We start from the raw sequence: 18,465 nt of genomic DNA on the forward strand, positions 1-18,465 counted from the left end.
AGGAACTTTTTAATATTTCACTCGGATTCTATTTATTCCTTTTCTGAAGATAGAGTTCCGGATTTTCGATTTCCGCGAATCCATACTGAGTATACAATCCATGTGCGTCCTTCGTACTTAGCATTAATTTACGGACCTCCTTTAATTTCGGATGCTCCGTGATGATTTCCATCAGCCATTTAGACAATCCTCTCCCCCTGAATTCAGGAAGAATAAACACATCCATGATCCACCCTATGCGTACAAAATCAGTAATAATCCTGGCAGAGCCTACTTGCATTGCTGTTTTTTCGGTTGGATTTCCTTGGTAAACACCAAAGATTAATGAAGAGTTCTCCACTGCCTTCTTCACGGCATCGAAGCTGATCCCTTTAGCCCAATAGGAATCCTCGCTTAAAAATCGATGAATTACCTGTAAATCCAAATGGTTTTGATCAGTGGAAATCGTAAATTCTTCTTTTTCCCAAAGTGCCATTCCGTCTCTCACTCCATTACATTACTTTTTATATCTCTTTTTCTACTATTTACATCTCTTCATTCTATAATAATTTCATTTATCCAATTTCCAATGAGTAAAGTCACTTTTTCCCTTTGCTCAATTTGCATCATATGTCCACAATTCCCCAAGACAACATACGTACCATTCGGAAAATGATCCAGAAGGCCAAAATGGTCTTTATAACCGCAAATGTGGTCATTTTTTGCTGTCAAAATCAAAGCAGTCTGAGGATACGTTTTTTCTGGCGGAAAAGGATGAAAAGAAAAATGGTATCCCTTCGTTCTCCAATCGGATTGAAGAAAGCTCCTGTCAGCCAACTCCCTTCCCGGCTGAAATTCGTTCATAAACCGCTCAAGGTTTTCTTTCGTCTGGTTCACCATTAGTACTTCAAAAGCCGCCGCAATATCCGGATTTAGATTCGATAGAATTCCTGGATCCTGTTTAAATACCTCTTTAGTCGGGAGTGCTCTGTTTTCAAGCTTCAAAGGAGGGCTCATTAAACAAATCGCCCTGACCTGAGATTCCTTTGCCGCCAGGATTCCCTGTGCCAAATATCCTCCAAAGGAAAATCCAATCATCGAAAAACTTTTTTCTCCGAGCTCCTGACTCAAGAATTCCAAAAGAACCTCCAAAATTTTATCCGTTGTTTTTGTCCCATCTTTTATTCGGCTATACCCATGTGCAGGGTAATCGATATAAATCCTTTTAAAACCAGGAAGCTCAGAGAAAATGGGTTCAATCCAGCTGTTCATTGAGCGGAGATCCGTAGCCAAAGGATGCAAAATAACTATAGGATGACCACTGCCATAACATTCAAAATGTATGCCTGTTCTCTCACAGATCACTTCGTTCACCTAATTTCTGTAACATTGTATATTTTCAAAAAACTACGGCTATAACAATTGTAAAACATTTTGAGGCAGGTTGTGAAAAATGAAAGGAATCTATTTAATCAATGAACGATACAGCCTAAAGGGTCTCCCACTAACAGACAGCATCAACAAACAGAAGGAATCCCTGATTAAGTATGTTGCGGCTCACCGCATTGAAGTCGTTAAGCTGAATCTCTATCAGATTCATCCTTATTACACCCTTCCACATGCACTGCTCTTTGATTTGAAGCAAAAAGCAACTCGATTTGATTGCCTGCTCATATATTCGCTGGAGGCTATGAACGATTTTATTTATATGTATCCTGCCAAGTGGCTTATTCTAAAAAGCTATTTCAATGAGATCATCATTGTTGAAGAGACAATAGAAAAAGCCGTTTAGATGGCTCAATTATAATTAAAAAGAAAGAGCTTCAGAATTGAAACTCTTAAAAAGTGCGGACTATTAGACTGGCTTAATCTTCTTTAATCTTGCGCCTGCTGTAAATAACGAGGTAAATGACAAAAAGCAACAACATGTAGGCACCGTAAAGACCGAATGAAAGAAGTTTATTTTTTTCAAACACAGCTCCTGCATAGGAAATCAGGAGGACATTCGGAATTTTTCCAAGTGCGGATGCTGCAAAGAAGATTGGCCACTTGATGCTGCTTAAGCCACTGACCATGTTCACCACTGGGGCAGGAATAATCGGTATCAGTCGGCTTACCAAAATAGATAAAAAGGAGTGTTTTGCAAGAAAATTTTCATACTCCTGAACCTTAGGATAGGATTTCAACTTAGCCTGCGCCAATCTTTAAATCCGTACCTGCATAAAAAGAAAAAGCACATGGTACCTACCATCGAACCGGTCAAGGATACGATAACACCATGAAACGTCCCAAAGACTGCCCCTATCATCCCGGCTAATATCGGAAAAGGAATGATTGGGAAAAATACGCAGATGGCAACTAGGATTACACTTATGATAATTGCAGTACTGCCGCCTTCTTTTATGAGATGGATGAATAATTCCTTCTCTGAAAAACCTATTATAATGATAGTAATTAAAATGAATATACTTAAAAGCCTTTTATACATGTCTCCTCCACAAGCAATATTTCGTTATAAATAGAGTATAGTCATGCTTGCTCTGGAACGCCACCTTAGTTACTCTTCCAGCTATGCCCTCTTCTCTAAATTCTTCGCCGTTTTACTTGTTTCCACCTGCTTTTCCTCCCTAAAAGTCCCGAAAAGAAAATCTGCAAATGGCGTACTTACCCCAAACCAATAATTTTCATTTTTATAGTGATGGAGGATATGAACTTTTTTAATCCAGCGGCAGAAGCGGGTTCTAGGGATCATAGGCCGGTGTGCCACATAATGCTTCCACTCATACAGAAGCAGCATCCCCATTAACCCGAGACCAAACGCCACTGTATCGATCATATTTTGCTCAATTAAGTAAAAGATTCCCGAGACCGCAAGAAAGTTTGGAATGCTGTACCACAATGGCAGAAACAGCAGTTTCAAGTCATTCGGATACGTATGATGGTCATAATGAAGTCTTCTTAATAATTTAAGAAAAAAAGGATTTTTGGGAGCCTTAAGATGGAAAACAAATCGGTGGGTGAAATACTCGCTTAAAGCAAAGGTCAACATCCCGAGGATAAAATATACTCCCTTTAAAAGATCTGCTCCAAACCAAAAGACAGTTGTAATTCCCGAGAGCAAAAGAAGGAACATGATTAAAATATCAGTATGCAAAAAGAAATTACGATACAACCTTTCCATATTCTTCCTCCAATCATTTTGGATTAATTTTAAAATATTCAGACATTTTATTCAATGATTATTTTAACAAAATGATTAGGATTCGATGTTATGTGCAATTCTATCTTTAATGTAATCACTAGGTCATTACTTAATTCTATTCGTTTCACGGAGATATTTTATAAAAATATTAAGGCTGTTTTCGTATACGTTGTTGCTATTTAAGGAGTAGTTGATTTCCACTCCAGGATGCTCGCTTTCCGCGGGGCGGGCGGTGAGCCTCCTCGGCGCATAGCGCCTTTGGGGTCTCACCTGTCCCGCTGCTCCCGCAGGAGTCTCGCACCTTCCGCTCCAATCAACTTCTTTTTTAACTATATGCTTTTAAATTGCAAAACAACAATCTTTTAGAAAACAGCCAACATTAAAGACATTTTTCCGATCCTCTTGGCCAGGTTTTGTCCAATAGAGAGCTGCTATTAGACATTTCAATCACTCGGTTGCTAGGTTTTGTCCAATAGAGCCCTTTTATTAGACATTTCGATCACTCGGTTGCTAGGTTTTGTCCAATAGAGCCCTTTTATTAGACATTTCGATCACTCGGTTTCCAGGTTTTGTCCAATAGACAGCTGCTATTAGACATTTTGATCACTCGGTTTCCCGGTTTTGTCCAATAGACGGCTGCTATTAGACATTTTGATCACTCGGTTTCCCGGTTTTGTCCAATAGACGGCTGCTATTAGACATTTCGATCACTCGGTTGCTAGGTTTTGTCCATTAAAGCCCTCTTATTAGACAGTGTCGCACCTCTTTGTACTAGTTTTGACCAATAGACAGCTTTATTGGAAAGCTTCCTCCTCAGCTTTATCATCCATGAGCCCCCAATGACTATACATCGTTTATTCCACAAAAAAATGACGCATGCCACAATCCATACGTCATCCGAATGTTATTTAATTTTTTGAACCATGGAACGGAACTCAATATCAATCTATTAAAACGCTGTTTTTGCGCCTAGGTAGCGGGATTTCCAATATGTCAGGGTCATATCGCTGATGGTGACTCCTGAAGAACCGGCATGGATGAATTTATTGCTGCCAAGATAGATTCCCGCATGTGACGGGCCGCTAGTATACGTTTCATAGAAAACGATATCCCCTGGTCTTGGAGTGGAAACAGCTGTAGTTGCACCCCAAATAGTTGCGACTGTTCTAGGAATGGTGATTCCTGCTTTTGCAAAGACATATTTTAAGTATCCGCTGCAGTCAAAGCCTGCAGGAGTATTCCCGCCCCACAAGTAAGGACTGCCTATGTATTTTTTGGCTTCAGCTATAACTGCATCCGCTTTTGAAACTGTAACAACAGGGGTGGCGCTTTGTGAAGGGACCGTGGTTTCTGCTGCCTTCACAGCGGTTGTACCTGTTATTTTCAATATTTGTCCTACATAGATATTATCTGAAGTTAAGTTATTCATAGCTTTTAATTGTGACACCGATAAATTATGGCGAGCTGCAATGACTGATAAGCAATCTCCGCTTTTTACCTGATAAGTAGCTTCGTTTGTATTTACGGATACAACAGGCTGTGAAGCTGCCTGTCCTCCTGCTAAAACAAGCTTTTGACCGGGAATAATTTTATCAGAAGTTAAACCGTTCAAGGATTTCAAAGCGGACACTGATGTTCCGTTTGTTCTTGCAATTCCCCATAAAGTATCGCCAGACTTCACTATATAGCTGCTGCTTGAGCTCGTAGCAGCTGACTCAACATGGCTATGAGGCGCCAGTAAGGATAGTTTTTGATTCACATAGATTGTATCGGATGATAGATTATTCCAATTTTTCAGCTGGGTGATAGAGATTTGAGAGGTTTGTGAAATTTTCCAAAGGCTGTCACCTGATTGAACGTTATATATATTTTCATGTGCGCTTGCGGCTCCGCCAAATGAAGTAAGCAGGATTCCCGCTGTCGCAGCTGCAGTCACTAGATGTTTTCTCATGGATGCTCTCCTTTTATTTCGTTTACAGTTTCATCTTAAAGGAGGTTTAAACATGTTTAATATCTTTAAAATATGGTTCGGGAGGAAATATACCCCTTTAGTGCCAATGATAGCACTTTATATAACAAACACTAGAAATTCCCCCAATGCTTATCAGTTAAGGGTTAACAGAACCATTTCACCCATTGGCACACGACTTTCGTAACATTCCTGTAATGTAATTTTAATATTTTTCTTATTTTACTATCTGTCTTTTTTATAGGGCTTTTTAAACTAAATCATTTGACCTATAAAAGGAATGTAGAAATATTGTAACAAAGGATTCCTCTCTCCACTGGCCCGTGAATTTATAATTAACTTATAGAAACATCATTGCAAAGTTACAATTTGAAAAAACGCTTTTTGTATCTTCAAAAATTTAAAAGTTTGGTGTGATGGTGAATGATCAGACATGGACATCCTCAAGGAATAGGACATCCCAATGGGTTAGGGAAAGTAATCGATTATAATGAGAATCCTTACATCGTTATTTGGGAAGTTACCCGCGCCTGTCAGCTTAAATGCGTTCACTGCAGGGCTGACGCACAGACCGCTCCGGATCCGAGGGAATTAACCACCGCTGAGGGATTAAAGCTTATTGATGATATTTATGAAATGAACAATCCAATGCTCGTCTTTACGGGTGGGGATTGCATGCTGCGCGAGGATTTATTCGAGCTGGCTGATTATGCCGTCAAGAAGGGAATGCGAGTTTCGATGACTCCTAGTGCGACAGCTAACGTGACAAAGGAAAAAATGGCTCGCGCCAAGGACGTCGGCCTTTCGCGCTGGGGCTTTAGTCTTGATGGCCCATCTCCGGAAATTCATGACCATTTCAGAGGGACACCTGGTTCTTTTGACTTAACAATCGAGAAAATAAAATATTTGAATGAATTGAATATGCCACTGCAGATTAATACCGTTATTTCTCGTTATAATTATGACCATCTTGAAGAAATGGCAAAGCTTGTTGGAGAATTGAAAGCGGTAATGTGGTATATTTTCCTGCTTGTTCCAACCGGAAGAGGCCAAATTGATGATTGCATTACACCAGCAGAGCATGAGAAGGTTTTTCGATGGCTGTACGATTTAAGCAAAACCGCTCCATATGATATAAAGACAACAGCAGCCCAGCATTACAGACGTGTTGTCCTTCAGCAAAAAACGCGGGAAAACAAGATTGATAAAGGCGAAATTAAATATGAAGATACGATGACAATGGACCAGTCTAAAATGATTGATGGGCTAAAACGTGCGCCTAAGGGTGTGAATGATGGCAACGGATTTGCATTTGTCTCCCATATTGGTGATGTTTTTCCGAGCGGTTTGCTGCCGATCTCAGGTGGAAACATCCGCGAAACGGGACTAGCGGAAATTTATCGTGAATCAAAGGTGTTCAAGGACCTGCGCCAGCCGGATAACTATAAGGGCAAGTGCGGGGTGTGTGAGTACCGGAATATTTGCGGTGGGTCCCGCTCAAGGACATATGCTGTCACTGGGGATTACATGGAAAGCGAGCCTTTCTGCGTGTATATTCCTCTTGCTCTGAGAAACAAAGAAATTTCAACAAGCGTATAAGTAACAAAAGGCATTCCTCGGCTGGAATGCCTTTTGTGTATATTATTTTTCTAACGAATTTTTTTCAGCAGCTTCAAACACTTTACGAATTCGATCAAAATCCCGGTAATCATCCAGATAAAAGTCTGCCTCAGCCTTATGATTCTGGAAAGCGCATGTACCGATTCCTAATTTTCTGGCTGGTTCCAGGTCAATATCTCTGTCCCCGATGGCAAGATCAATGCGATGCTTATTGTGCAAGTATTCATAAGAAGCAGGATCCGGTTTTCTTGGATAACCATCATCTCCGGCCACCATTTCAGAAAAATAGTGGTCAAGCTTATTCAGCTTAAGTACCTTCCACACATCATCCCGCTCTTTGTGTGTCATGATCACGTTTTTCTCCGCCATCTTTAAGACTTCTTCCAGACCGGGAAAAGGTTCGAATTCCTCCGGCTTTAAGCCCCTAACCTTTTGCATCAGCTTTCTGCTTTGCTCCTCTGTCAGCTTAAAAAAGTGAAACGCATGCCCGAAGGAAATCTTCAGTTGTGCAAGTGCTTCCTCCTCCGTCGCTCCTTCTCCGAGCGTCTCCTTCAATAATTTTGTATAAGTAGGATATGTATTAAACAACGTCCCATCAAAATCCCATAAAATATTCATTTCCTTCACCTCTTTTATTTTCACGTCTATTCTTACCTAACCTTAAAAAGAAGGATCTAAACGTCCCATGGAATAACTGTTAGTTTCGGCCATTTATTTTTCCATTTAACAGCCTTGCTTTCATATATCTCCTTTGTAATTAGGGTTTTATTGGGCCTGACAACCATTTCAACTAAATCCTCAAGGCCAAAAGGTGCATAAACCTCGTATCCCGCTTCTTTCTTTTTTACGCCAATAGAGCTAGCCGTTGTCGGCCAGGTATCGATAGCATCCTCCATTGATTGATATGGCGCAATTGGATAACCGAATTTTTTCTCATACCATAAATGGACTCTTGCTTCGTTTTTAACGTCTATTTTAAAAGGAAGGTGCTTTAGTGTTTCTGATATTTGTGATTCCAGCTCTTTTTCCGTTTCAATGCTTAAATCCTCTCTGTCAAAATAAACAATATCCACATCTCCAATTCCGTAATCAAGCGGAAATCCCGATAAATAATTCCAAACAGTTTGAAAGATGAATCCTGCACCCACATAATAATCCTTAAGATGCTTCTCGGCAGTTTCAAAGACCTCATGCATCGACTTATTTTTAAGTAAAATATTAATTAATGTCTCTTTTTGACTTTCAAAAGAACCATGAAAACCTGATTGATATAGCGCTGACAAAATGCTTCCCCCTCATTTCGACGAGTAAATGATCTCTCTTTTGGGTATTATTTTATCAGACATGTATTTGGAAGGTGGGATTTAGATGAGGGAAAGAGATAATGAAGAAATTGAGGCTGAAAATTTAACGGATTTAGCAAGAATTATAAACGCCAATAATAATACTGATGAAATTCAGAAAATTATTGACGAAAATAAATCAAATAAAGAAAACTCTTCAAAGGAAGAAGAAAATATCTAACTGTTAAGGCATTGCTCAATAGGGGCAATGCTTTTTCGTTGTCTACATGGACAATCATCCACACCTTCTCCCCCACTTTTTATAAAATAAAATGAAGGAGGAGGATTACCGTGGAATGTTCAATTAATATCGGTAAATTCAGAGTCAATTTAATAACAAATAATGCTAACATCAATTTCGAGTCAACTTACCAAAACAGCCATACCGCTAATTCTGTCATCATTGGATCCTGTTTTAATTTCGGAGATAATTCCCCTTTGACATGTTCCCCCAATGTTAAAGGCAGCAAATTTACTATTAATCAGCAGCCAAGTGAAGATAACTAGTATAAGTATTAGTTTCTTTTTTAATCGCAATAGATTAAGATGAAAATGAAATTTGCTGAAATATAAGGAGAAACAATGATACGGACAGTTACGATAACCCAGGATTTTGAATTGATAAAAGATTTGGCTGTACCTGAACTGACGGCTGGTGATTCTTTATGGTACTGGATAGATTTTCATAACTCGAATACGGATGAAATCGAGTTATTGCGTGAACCTCTCCACTTCCATCCCCTGGCCATAGAGGATTGCATACATACCTTGCAAAGGCCAAAGCTGGATTATTACGAGGACCATACTTTCTTTGTTACACAGGCACTTAATTCATCGACGATGACACGGGATGAAGTCGATATTTTTTTGGGAGAAAATTTTATCGTGACCTTCCATCATAATCCTTGTCCTGAAATTGAAGAGGTATATCAGCGGTTTACCCAGACAAAAAATATTGAATATTGGAATCCATCGCTCGTTTTCTATCACATTTTAGACAAAATGGTCGATAATTACTTCCCTCCCGTCTACCAAATTGAAGAAACTTTAAATGAAATAGATGAAAACTCTAAAGGCCGTACAATGGAGGAACTGCTGGAGGATTTATTTGATACAAGGCATGACCTATTATCACTAAGGCATACCATTTCGCCAATGCGAGATTTAGTTTACCGTATTATCAATTCACAGCGGCTGCCCGGAATCTTCGAACGGAAGGAGTATTTCTCGGATATCCACGACCATTTGCTCAAGCTGACGGAAATGATCGAGGCGAACCGGGAGCTGACTACCGACATCCGTGACAGCTATATTTCACTTAACTCCCATGAAACCAATCATGTCATGAAGGTTATGACCCTTTTTACAACCATCTTCATGCCGCTCACCTTCATCGCCGGAATCTACGGCATGAACTTTAGGTATATGCCTGAATTAGGTTGGAAATACGGTTATTTTGGTGCACTTTTCCTTATGTTTGTTATCGGGACAGGCATGTGGCTCTGGTTTAGGAAAAAAGGATGGTTTAAATAAGAAAAGCGAAAGCGCCTTGCACAGGGGCGACACGCATAAGACGAGCCGACGGGGAGGTTGTTCTTTAACCTCCATGACGGATTGGCTTATGACCTCGAGCCCCTAGGCGCTGAACCTAGACAAATTGAAAAGTGCAAATGCTAAAAACCTTATCTTTAAGATAAGGTTTTTTTGCGTGGAGTAAATTTCATCACTCGGTTGAAGTGCATTAAAAAAGGGTATGTTGTTTCTATGAGCTTTTTAATGAAAGGAAGCATCCCGATGCAGCGGATTGAAATAAGAGAAAAAAAGACGTCTACAGCCATCTTCCAATTTATTTTTCCGTTTTCGGTTAAAGCAGAAACGGAGACTGAAATGATTTCGTTTCTTAAAAACCAAGGTTTTGAGCGTTTTCGGCTTGACCATATGGAAAGCGAGAAAAAGTATTATGGAGATTTTCACGTCTCCCATCGGAATATGGAGGCATACTATCTGCCATTTACAAATAAAATTCTATTCCCCCATACCGAATCACAAAAAGGGTTTCAGAGGTATTCTAAGGCAGTCAATTTAGTGGGACAGCTGCGAACAAAAAAGGTGACCATTCCTTTTAAAATTCATTCTATTGATATTATTGTAGGTCCATATCAGCTTGGCTTTTTAACGATACGGACGGAGGTAGCTAAAACAGAGGACATTCCTCTTTCATATGCAATCGAATTTGCGGCACGTTTTAGGGTGCTTGAGCCAAGGACAACCAGAGATCATGAAACAGTAATCGACTTTGAGGGCAATCATTACAACCAGGTAGAGAATTTTATTTTCGAAAAATTATATCCCGGACTGCCCGATTTTTTTGAACGGGAAAGCATAAAGGGTGCCTACTTTGAAACCTTCCCATTTTTCGAGGATGAACGGATGTATGTCCAATCTTTAATCTGTCTCAACGAAAATGAAAAAGTGGATAAAGTGGACGTTTATCGTTCAGCTGACCTGAACGGCCTAGACAAGGAAGGCCAACCTTTTGTTACTTCAAATAATCTCGCCTATATCCAACGATATTTAAAACTTAATGGCTATGACCGCTGGGCACCAACAACCTATTACTTAATGGATGAGCATTCCTTTGCCTGTGTCACGAATGAGGCCGATGTGCTTACCGAACTCGCTTCCCAGATTTACGGTGAGTTTTACTATGGTCTTGTGCTGAACTTGTTCCATAAAATCGTGCTCTTAAAAATGGCAAATGACTATTCCGAGATAGAAATTGAACGGGATACTGAAAAAATAGAAGAGCTGATTCACTCTATTAATTCCTTTACTGCAAATTTCTTTTTCCTGGAACTAGCGACCCAATCTCAGGGGCGGGATATTTTTGTCCACCTGAGAAAAGTTTTTCAAATAGATGCCCTCTATGAGGATGCGCGGCAAACACTGAACAGCCTGTACCGCTACCAGGAACAAATCTCCTCCAAGCAAAATAGTGTCCTACTGTTAATTTTGACCCTTTATACGGTTGTTAGCGGGATTTTCGGGATGAATCAAGTAATTGATGATCTAAAAGAAAATATTAAATGGGGACGGATGATGCATTATAGTTTTTTTGAATATATTGCTCTTGTTACCACTTTTAGCGGCCGTCCTGATTACTGCCTACCTTGGCATTCATAATCTGATAAAGTGGAAGCGAGACCGCCGGAAAAGAAAACAATGGACCGCCCAGACGGTACTGGACACTAACAAAAAATAAAATCAGCTCCTATTGTGGGCTGATTTTTTCTTTTCTATTGACATATGCCATAAAAAAGAGCCATCTAATAGACAGCTCCAAAAGTTAACAATTCTTATTCCCAATTTTTATAATCAAGCGTACCGCCAGTCAGATCGATCGTGTTACGTTCCCCTTTGTAAAAGGTTTTGCCTGCCTTTTCAATAATAAACTTTTCATAGGTAAATACTTCTCTGCCATTCGGCAGGTGTACTACAACTTTTCGTCCCAAGTCCTCTTTGGGCGCATCTATGCGGATTGTACTTTGTGAATATCTATTCAGCCATACAAATCCTCCAATTAAAATAGCACAGGACAGGATGAAAAAAAACAAACCCTTCAAATGAAATTGCTTCGGCCTGTCATGGTATAATTCGAGTCTGGTCATGTTTCTCCCCCTTTTTCCTTGTATCCCGCAGTTTTTGAAAATTTTCAATAGAAATAAATGCTGCTAGTCTTAAAAGTTTTATGCTTACTTATTGTCATTATTACCCGGGCGTGCCAATTCTTAATCTTATTTTCAAAATATTTTTCCACAATCATCAAAATATGCCAGTTGCACAAAAAGTTGCTTGTTTTAAGCATCTTTTTTTCATAAAAATTGGCAAACTATTATTACAAATCCGTTATAATATAAAAATAAGCACAGAATATTTTTTCAAAAGGAGAATCGAAAGTGGCGAATTTACATATTGAAGATACTTTTAAGCTTCTAAAGGAACTGGTTTCCATACCAAGTCCCTCAGGAAATACGAATGAGGTTATCCAGTTTGTGGAGGAATTCCTTAGTGAATTGAACATTGAAACGACAAGGAACCGAAAAGGCGGGCTGATTGCCACCCTTCCTGGTAAGGATAACAGCAGGCATAGAATGCTTACCGCGCATGTTGACACCCTTGGAGCGATGGTGAAGGAAATCAAGCCAAGCGGCAGGCTAAAAATCGATTTAATCGGTGGGTTTCAGTACAATTCGATCGAAGGTGAGTATTGCCAGATTGAAACGAGTTCAGGAAAAAAATATACTGGAACGATTTTGATGCACCAAACCTCTGTGCATGTTTATAAAGATGCTGGGAAAGCAGAACGAAACCAGGCAAATATGGAAATTCGTCTCGATGAAAAAGTTCATAATGCGGAGGATGTAAGGGCTCTTGGAATTGAAGTCGGCGACTTTGTTTCCTTTGACCCGCGCGTCGAAATTACGCCAAGCGGATTTATCAAATCGCGCCATCTCGATGATAAAGCGAGCGTAGCCATCCTTCTTCAATTAATAAAACAAGTGAAAGAGGAAAAAATTGAACTTCCTTACACAACGCACTTTCTGATTTCGAATAATGAGGAAATCGGCTATGGCGGAAATTCCAATATTTCTCCTGAAACTGTTGAATATTTGGCAGTCGATATGGGTGCCATGGGCGATGGACAGTCCACGGATGAATATACCGTTTCCATCTGTGTCAAGGATGCGAGCGGGCCATACAATTATGAATTCAGGAAAAAGCTTGTTCGTCTTGCAGAAGAAAACCAGGTTCAATATAAGCTGGATATTTATCCGTATTATGGATCCGATGCTTCTGCCGCCATCCGTTCCGGACATGATATTGTTCATGGTTTGATTGGCCCAGGTATCGATTCTTCCCATGCGTTTGAACGGACACATAAAACATCAATCGAAAATACCGCAAAACTTCTCTACCATTACTTGCAGTCTGAAATGATTTAATAAAAGCGGAAACCAGGCGAATGCCTGGTTTTTTTATCGACAACTTTTTTTAATGCGGATTTTTTTGTCGATGGATTCTCCATTTAATTTTGAAACAAATGCAACCTCCCCTGCGACTAAAAGAATGTAACTATACAAAAATATTTGGGGGTTTTAAAATGATTAGAGGCTTGCATTTGTCAAAGCGTATTATTTCAGCTCTCTCCCTTTTTGCTCTAGCAGTGGCTTTCTTGTTTTCCTCCTCTCTCCACAAGGCAGAGGCATCTGTATCATGGGGACAGGAAGTCACCGAGGTTGGAAAGCTCTATCTTGGAAATCCATATAAATGGGGTGGAACCTCGCAAAAGGGGTTTGATGCATCCGGATACACACAGTATATTTTCAAAACATCTGCTGCTAAAATGACACTCCCCCCATCCTCTAAAGAGCAATATAAATTAGGAAAAGCGGTCAAGCAAAAGGATTTAAAAGAGGGCGACCTCGTCTTCTTTAATATCGATGGCAAAGGAGTTTCCTTCGTTGGAATTTATTTAAACAGCAACCAATTCCTTGCGGTTACTGTCAATAAAGGAGTTTCCATCCAGTCCCTCTCATCCAAGTACTGGAAGGATCGCTATATCGGTGCTAAAAGAGTGTTAAAGGAATATTAAGCGTTGAGGCTCGCCAATCGGCGAGTTTTCTTTATTTTCCGTCATTTTAAACACTCCAAATACTAGACTTATTGGTAAAACAACCAATATCAATCTCTTAGTTTTTATATTATAATTCTCATAATAAGTTTCTTTTTACACTATTTAAATTTAATCTGTTTCTCATTTTTTTTTAATGTTTTCGGCGTAAAAAGGATTTATGATATGAAAGGTTGTTTGACATGGACTTTTACACATTAATTAAAGGCGGGTGGATAAAGCCATGCTGAGTAGGTTGAAAGCTTTTTTCCAAAATAATAAAACAAAGTGGGTTAGCCGCTTTTTATACTATTTACTAATTTTGCTATTATTATTTTTTATGTATGGATTTAATGATGCAAGTTCCGGGTCCTATATATATAATGATTTTTAATCCTGGAGGTAAACTTTTATGCAATTGATTCGCGCAATTGAAGACCATGCACTAACGAACCCTGAAAAATTGGCTTTTGTTTCTCCTGGTAAACAGATCAACTATGGTGATTTGTGGAATCAATCAGAACAAATCGCGGCATTTTTTTTACAGGAATCCCTGAAGGAAGATTCTCCGATACTAGTTTACGGTCATATGGAACCAGAAATGCTTGTTTCCTTCCTGGCCGCTGTAAAGTCAGGACATCCTTATATTCCAATCGATACATCGATTCCTTTGGAGAGGATTGTCAAAATTATCGAGAGCTCGAAGGCAGAATTGCTGATCAATGTTTCAGGGCTCCCTCTACAGCTGGAACAAGCTATAATACAAGTTATGAATTTCAGTGATATTGAAAAATTGCTTACATCTGCTGAAAAGGCTGACCCATCTCATTGGGTAAAGGATGATGACAATTTTTATATCATATATACATCGGGCAGCACTGGAAACCCAAAAGGCGTGCAAATATCAGCCAATAATCTGCAAAGCTTTGTCGATTGGATGAGAAAAGACTTTCCAATTGATGGCGGACTGACTTTTCTTAATCAGGCTCCCTTTTCCTTTGATTTATCTGTAATGGACCTCTACCCTGCCCTTTCGAGCGGCGGAAGACTATTTGCGATAACGAAGGAGATGATCGCGAAGCCGAAGATTTTGTTTGATGCCTTTGTGAAATCCAACACACAGGTGTGGACATCTACTCCATCCTTTGCACAAATGTGCCTGATGGATCCCTCTTTTAATGAGGATTTATTGCCAGAATTAACCGTCTTTCTTTTTTGCGGGGAGATTCTTCCGGTATCCATTTCCAGGATGTTAAAAGAGAGATTTCCTAAAGCGAAAATTTTTAATACGTATGGCCCGACTGAAGCTACGGTTGCTATTACCTATGTAGAAGTAACGGATGAATTATTAGACAACCATCAAACCCTTCCTGTCGGTAAACCGAAGGATGATACGCGCATTTTGCTGATTGACGAAAGCAATCAAGAGGTTTCCGAAGGTGAGAAAGGCGAAATAATCATTGTGGGCCCTGGTGTGAGCAAAGGGTATCTTGGCCAGAAAGAGCTTACCGATAAGGCCTTCTTTCAATATAACGATGAATTTGCATATAGAACTGGCGATGCGGGATACTTGGAAAACGGACTTCTTTTTTATAAAGGCAGAATGGACTTCCAAATTAAATTGCATGGGTATCGCATGGAACTTGAAGAAATAGAATACCAAATCGCGAAATCTGAATATGTAAAGGCTGTTGTCATTGTTCCTTATACTCAAAAGGAGAAAATTGAGTATTTGACTGCGGCGATTGTGCCTGCAGACCATCAATTTGAAAAGGAATATCAGCTTACTGCTGCTATCAAAAAAGAACTTGCAGATACTTTGCCGGCTTACATGATTCCACGGAAGTTCACTTATCATGATGAACTCCCGATGACACCAAACGGCAAAGTAGATCGAAAACTAATTAAAGAAAAGGTATTGCTATGACACCATATGGCTCATTTACATTTTTTTTCATCCTAGCGATATTACTGGCACCTACAATCATTTTAGGGCTGATGGGAAAAAGATTTCATGCCTATAATATTTTCATTACCGTTGTCGCTCTCGCGATTATTTTCGCAGGCAACCTTAATGGTTCCGTTGCACTGATTATTTTTACGGTCTGGCAGGCTGTCCTTATTAAGGGCTATCTTGCCTATCGAAAAAATAATAACAGTACATGGGTGTTTTGCCTTGCTGTCATTGGATCCATTCTCCCCCTCGTGATTTCCAAAATCACACCAATATTAGAAACGGAGAATTGGATTGGATTCCTTGGCATTTCTTATTTAACCTTTAAAGGCACTCAATTAATTATGGAAACCCGGGATGGCCTGCTTAAGAAGGGAATTCCGCTTGTCCGCCTGCTCTATTTTATTCTGTTCTTCCCTACTATTTCTTCCGGCCGATTGACCGCTATCGCCGCTTTGAGAAGGATATACAGGCTGAATTAACGAAGGAAGAGTACAAGCTGCTGTTGTTTGAAGGAATAAATAAAATTTTTCGCGGGTTTTTATATAAATACATTATTGGTTACTCTATTAACCATTTCTTTATCGCAAATCTACGGTTTATTGCACAAAGTGATTTTCAAAATGAACTCTTTTATATGTACTCATACAGTTTATATTTGTTTTTTGACTTTGCCGGCTACACCGCATTTGCGATCGGCATTAGTTATATAATGGGAATAAAGTCTCCGGAAAACTTTAATAAGCCGTTTCTCAGCCGCAATATCAAGGACTTCTGGAATCGCTGGCATATGAGCCTTTCCTTCTGGTTCCGTGATTATGTGTATATGCGCTTCGTTTTCTGGATGACAAAAAAGAAGTTTCTCAAGAATCGAAATACTATATCCAATCTGGGTTATATTCTGCTATTCTTGTTAATGGGCGTATGGCATGGACTTGCTATACAGTACATTTTATATGGACTCTATCATGCGCTTGTAATGGTAGCTTATAATTCATTTGAACGCTTTAACAAAAAACATAAGTGGTGGCCGCAAAACAGGTTGACACATATTGCCGCGGTGATCATCACCTTCCATGTTATTTGTTTTGGCTTTTATATTTTTTCCGGACAATTATTTCATAAGGGAGTTTGATAATCATGGAATTTAAAAAAGAAATCTTAGATCTATTAGCAGAAATTTGCCAGGACGATGTGGTAAAGGAAAATCCAGATATTGATTTGTTCGAAAACGCCCTGCTTGATTCTTTTGGGACGGTAGAGCTTCTTGTACAAGTGGAGGAACGCTTTGGAATTACCGTTCCGATTACCGAATTCGATCGCGATGTTTGGAACACTCCAAACAATATCGCCCAGCAGTTGGCTGATTTCAAATGAAGAAACCGTTATTCGCACCGCTAATCCTGGCGTTTTCCGTGTTATTGATTTTGGTGCTAATACCGAATAAATGGATTGAAAAGCTTATTCCTCATGACCGAGTCAGCCAGGCAGCAACCGAATTGAATCCTTTTATGTTCCAGGGAAAGTATGTACAAAGCAAAATGCTTGAAAACCAGCATTTCCTCCCTATCTTTGGTTCTTCGGAGCTTGCCAGACTTGACCGGTTCCATCCGGCTAATTATTTTCAGGTTAATAAAGAAGGAGTTACTCCCTTCTTAGTCGGACGCGGAGGGACCGAATCGCTTATCCATTTCTTAAATTTGGCCGAGCATAAAGATCAGCTAAGGGGTAAAAAACTGGTATTTGTTCTCTCTCCGCAGTGGTTTCAACCAGGAGGCGCAGATGAATCCCATTTCGCTCCGAATTTCTCTTCCCTGCAGGGTTATGATTTTGCTTTTAATAACGAAATCAATCCTGTAATGAAGAAAAAAGCCATTAAGCGTCTGCTCAAGTTCAAGGCCGTTTCGGCGGATCCGATGCTGACAGCACTGTATGATGCGGAAATATCGAATGACCCTTTTGCAAAACGGAAGGCACAGGTTATTAAACCATTTGCACTTATGTATAGGAATCTGCTGGTAAAAAAGGATTTGTATTATACACTTGCCGGCGGCTTGCATCGCCATCGCGATATTAGCACCAAGGTAAAGGCTAAATCATGGAACCAATTGGAGCAGCTCGCAGACCAACTGGGGCAAAAGGAATCCCGAACAAATAAGTTTATGATTATCGATTCACAATACCGAAAGCTGGAAAAGCGTATACCTGAGTTGCAGAATACGAAAGAGGGCGCGACATACGGCCGTTCAGTAGAATATCAGGATTTTCAGCTCATCCTTGATTTGCTGCACGAATCAGGTGCCAAAGCGCTGTTCATTTCTGTTCCTGTGAACGGGAAGTGGTACGATTATGTCGGCTTCCCGAAAGAAGGCAGAAAAGCTTATTACACTAGAATCAGACAACAAATTCAAAAATCCGGATTCTCTGTAGCTGATTTTTCAAACCACGAATACGATCCGTATTTCATGAAGGACACCATCCACATCGGCTGGAAGGGCTGGGTCTATACAGACAAAGCCATCGAAGATTTTTATGAAGGGAAATACAAAAAAAGTGTCAGTGCCATGGTTAAACCTCAAAAAAATATGGTTTATACGACAAGAGACGCAGAATTTTAATACAAAAAGCGTAAGCGCCCTGGGCAGCCCCGACAGGCATAAGACGAATCACGCAGGAAATCCTGATTTCTGGAGTGATTTGGCTTATGACCCCGAGGGGCTGGGTGCT

The 18,465-nt window shown here is 39.8% G+C and carries 19 protein-coding genes and 2 pseudogenes; 12 read left to right on the forward strand and 9 right to left on the reverse strand.

The genetic code is table 11. The features are described from left to right. Nucleotides 1–28 precede the first annotated feature (28 nt). Nucleotides 29–475, reverse strand: a complete 447-nt coding sequence (locus tag RCG23_RS01515) for a GNAT family N-acetyltransferase (protein WP_308178283.1) — start codon at nucleotides 473–475, stop codon at nucleotides 29–31. 59 nt (nucleotides 476–534) lie between these two features. Beyond that, a complete protein-coding gene (locus tag RCG23_RS01520; protein WP_308178284.1) occupies nucleotides 535–1,353 on the reverse strand; it encodes an alpha/beta fold hydrolase in 819 nt (272 codons plus the stop codon). A gap of 79 nt (nucleotides 1,354–1,432) precedes the next feature. Between RCG23_RS01520 and RCG23_RS01525 the strand changes: the two genes are divergently transcribed. Next, on the forward strand, nucleotides 1,433–1,771 hold the full coding sequence (locus tag RCG23_RS01525; RefSeq protein ID WP_308178285.1) for a hypothetical protein: 339 nt from the start codon (nucleotides 1,433–1,435) through the stop codon (nucleotides 1,769–1,771). Nucleotides 1,772–1,844: 73 nt separating this feature from the next. On the opposite strand, the gene RCG23_RS01530 is transcribed toward RCG23_RS01525, so the two are convergent. From RCG23_RS01530 to RCG23_RS01545, 4 genes are all read right to left on the reverse strand, one after another. Continuing rightward, the gene (locus RCG23_RS01530) at nucleotides 1,845–2,180 is read right to left on the reverse strand and encodes a TVP38/TMEM64 family protein (RefSeq protein ID WP_308178286.1); all 336 of its coding nucleotides are present in this window, start codon (nucleotides 2,178–2,180) and stop codon (nucleotides 1,845–1,847) included. Next, nucleotides 2,162–2,467, reverse strand: coding sequence for a TVP38/TMEM64 family protein (locus tag RCG23_RS01535; RefSeq protein WP_308178287.1), 306 nt, complete (start codon nucleotides 2,465–2,467; stop codon nucleotides 2,162–2,164). The genes RCG23_RS01530 and RCG23_RS01535 overlap by 19 nt, the downstream gene beginning before the upstream one ends. Before the next feature lie 81 nt (nucleotides 2,468–2,548). Then, entirely contained in the window at nucleotides 2,549–3,160 is a 612-nt protein-coding gene (locus RCG23_RS01540; RefSeq protein ID WP_308178288.1) for a sterol desaturase family protein, read from the reverse strand. A gap of 970 nt (nucleotides 3,161–4,130) precedes the next feature. Further along, entirely contained in the window at nucleotides 4,131–5,132 is a 1,002-nt protein-coding gene (locus RCG23_RS01545) for a C40 family peptidase (protein ID WP_308178289.1), read from the reverse strand. 441 nt (nucleotides 5,133–5,573) lie between these two features. On the opposite strand from RCG23_RS01545, the gene RCG23_RS01550 reads away from it, so the two are divergent. Beyond that, nucleotides 5,574–6,749: a TIGR04053 family radical SAM/SPASM domain-containing protein gene (locus RCG23_RS01550; RefSeq protein WP_308178290.1), complete on the forward strand. Its 1,176-nt coding sequence runs from the start codon at nucleotides 5,574–5,576 to the stop codon at nucleotides 6,747–6,749. 42 nt (nucleotides 6,750–6,791) lie between these two features. Here the strand turns inward: RCG23_RS01550 and RCG23_RS01555 are convergent, their stop codons facing one another. Then, nucleotides 6,792–7,388: an HAD-IA family hydrolase gene (locus RCG23_RS01555; protein WP_308178291.1), complete on the reverse strand. Its 597-nt coding sequence runs from the start codon at nucleotides 7,386–7,388 to the stop codon at nucleotides 6,792–6,794. A 56-nt stretch (nucleotides 7,389–7,444) separates the two neighbouring features. Next, nucleotides 7,445–8,053, reverse strand: a complete 609-nt coding sequence (locus RCG23_RS01560; protein WP_308178292.1) for a nucleotidyltransferase family protein — start codon at nucleotides 8,051–8,053, stop codon at nucleotides 7,445–7,447. A gap of 85 nt (nucleotides 8,054–8,138) precedes the next feature. Here RCG23_RS01560 and RCG23_RS01565 point away from each other — a divergent pair, with 85 nt between their 5' ends. The 3 genes and pseudogenes from RCG23_RS01565 (at nucleotide 8,139) to RCG23_RS01575 (ending at nucleotide 11,375) form a co-directional block, all read left to right on the forward strand. Next, the gene (locus tag RCG23_RS01565; RefSeq protein WP_308178293.1) at nucleotides 8,139–8,294 is read left to right on the forward strand and encodes a hypothetical protein; all 156 of its coding nucleotides are present in this window, start codon (nucleotides 8,139–8,141) and stop codon (nucleotides 8,292–8,294) included. 401 nt (nucleotides 8,295–8,695) lie between these two features. Then, entirely contained in the window at nucleotides 8,696–9,646 is a 951-nt protein-coding gene (gene corA / locus RCG23_RS01570) for a magnesium/cobalt transporter CorA (RefSeq protein WP_308178294.1), read from the forward strand. A gap of 261 nt (nucleotides 9,647–9,907) precedes the next feature. Continuing rightward, nucleotides 9,908–11,375, forward strand: a pseudogene (locus RCG23_RS01575) (hypothetical protein). 94 nt (nucleotides 11,376–11,469) lie between these two features. On the opposite strand, the gene RCG23_RS01580 reads toward RCG23_RS01575, so the two are convergent. After that, complete coding sequence (locus RCG23_RS01580) at nucleotides 11,470–11,781, reverse strand: hypothetical protein (protein ID WP_308178295.1); 312 nt, start codon at nucleotides 11,779–11,781, stop codon at nucleotides 11,470–11,472. Nucleotides 11,782–12,069: 288 nt separating this feature from the next. On the opposite strand from RCG23_RS01580, the gene RCG23_RS01585 reads away from it, so the two are divergent. The 7 genes and pseudogenes from RCG23_RS01585 (at nucleotide 12,070) to dltD (ending at nucleotide 18,356) form a co-directional block, all read left to right on the forward strand. After that, the gene (locus RCG23_RS01585; protein WP_308178296.1) at nucleotides 12,070–13,116 is read left to right on the forward strand and encodes a M42 family metallopeptidase; all 1,047 of its coding nucleotides are present in this window, start codon (nucleotides 12,070–12,072) and stop codon (nucleotides 13,114–13,116) included. Between the two features lie 158 nt (nucleotides 13,117–13,274). After that, nucleotides 13,275–13,766, forward strand: a complete 492-nt coding sequence (locus RCG23_RS01590; RefSeq protein WP_308178297.1) for a C40 family peptidase — start codon at nucleotides 13,275–13,277, stop codon at nucleotides 13,764–13,766. A 262-nt stretch (nucleotides 13,767–14,028) separates the two neighbouring features. Then, on the forward strand, nucleotides 14,029–14,178 hold the full coding sequence (dltX, locus tag RCG23_RS01595) for a teichoic acid D-Ala incorporation-associated protein DltX (RefSeq protein WP_308178298.1): 150 nt from the start codon (nucleotides 14,029–14,031) through the stop codon (nucleotides 14,176–14,178). Nucleotides 14,179–14,196: 18 nt separating this feature from the next. Further along, entirely contained in the window at nucleotides 14,197–15,711 is a 1,515-nt protein-coding gene (gene dltA, locus RCG23_RS01600) for a D-alanine--poly(phosphoribitol) ligase subunit DltA (protein ID WP_308178299.1), read from the forward strand. After that, nucleotides 15,708–16,873: pseudogene (dltB, locus tag RCG23_RS01605) on the forward strand (D-alanyl-lipoteichoic acid biosynthesis protein DltB). The gene dltA and the pseudogene dltB overlap by 4 nt, the downstream one beginning before the upstream one ends. Nucleotides 16,874–16,878: 5 nt before the next feature. Further along, nucleotides 16,879–17,115 carry a D-alanine--poly(phosphoribitol) ligase subunit 2 gene (gene dltC / locus RCG23_RS01610; protein WP_308178300.1) on the forward strand — a complete coding sequence of 79 codons (237 nt, stop codon included), beginning with the start codon at nucleotides 16,879–16,881 and terminating at the stop codon, nucleotides 17,113–17,115. Continuing rightward, nucleotides 17,112–18,356 (forward strand): D-alanyl-lipoteichoic acid biosynthesis protein DltD, encoded by a 1,245-nt coding sequence (gene dltD / locus RCG23_RS01615; RefSeq protein WP_308178301.1) that lies wholly within the window; start codon nucleotides 17,112–17,114, stop codon nucleotides 18,354–18,356. The genes dltC and dltD overlap by 4 nt, the downstream gene beginning before the upstream one ends. The last annotated feature ends 109 nt before the right edge of the window (nucleotides 18,357–18,465 follow it).

Origin of the sequence: Neobacillus sp. PS3-34 (genome assembly GCF_030915465.1) — a bacterium.
In the GTDB taxonomy this organism is placed as follows: domain Bacteria; phylum Bacillota; class Bacilli; order Bacillales; family Cytobacillaceae; genus Neobacillus_A.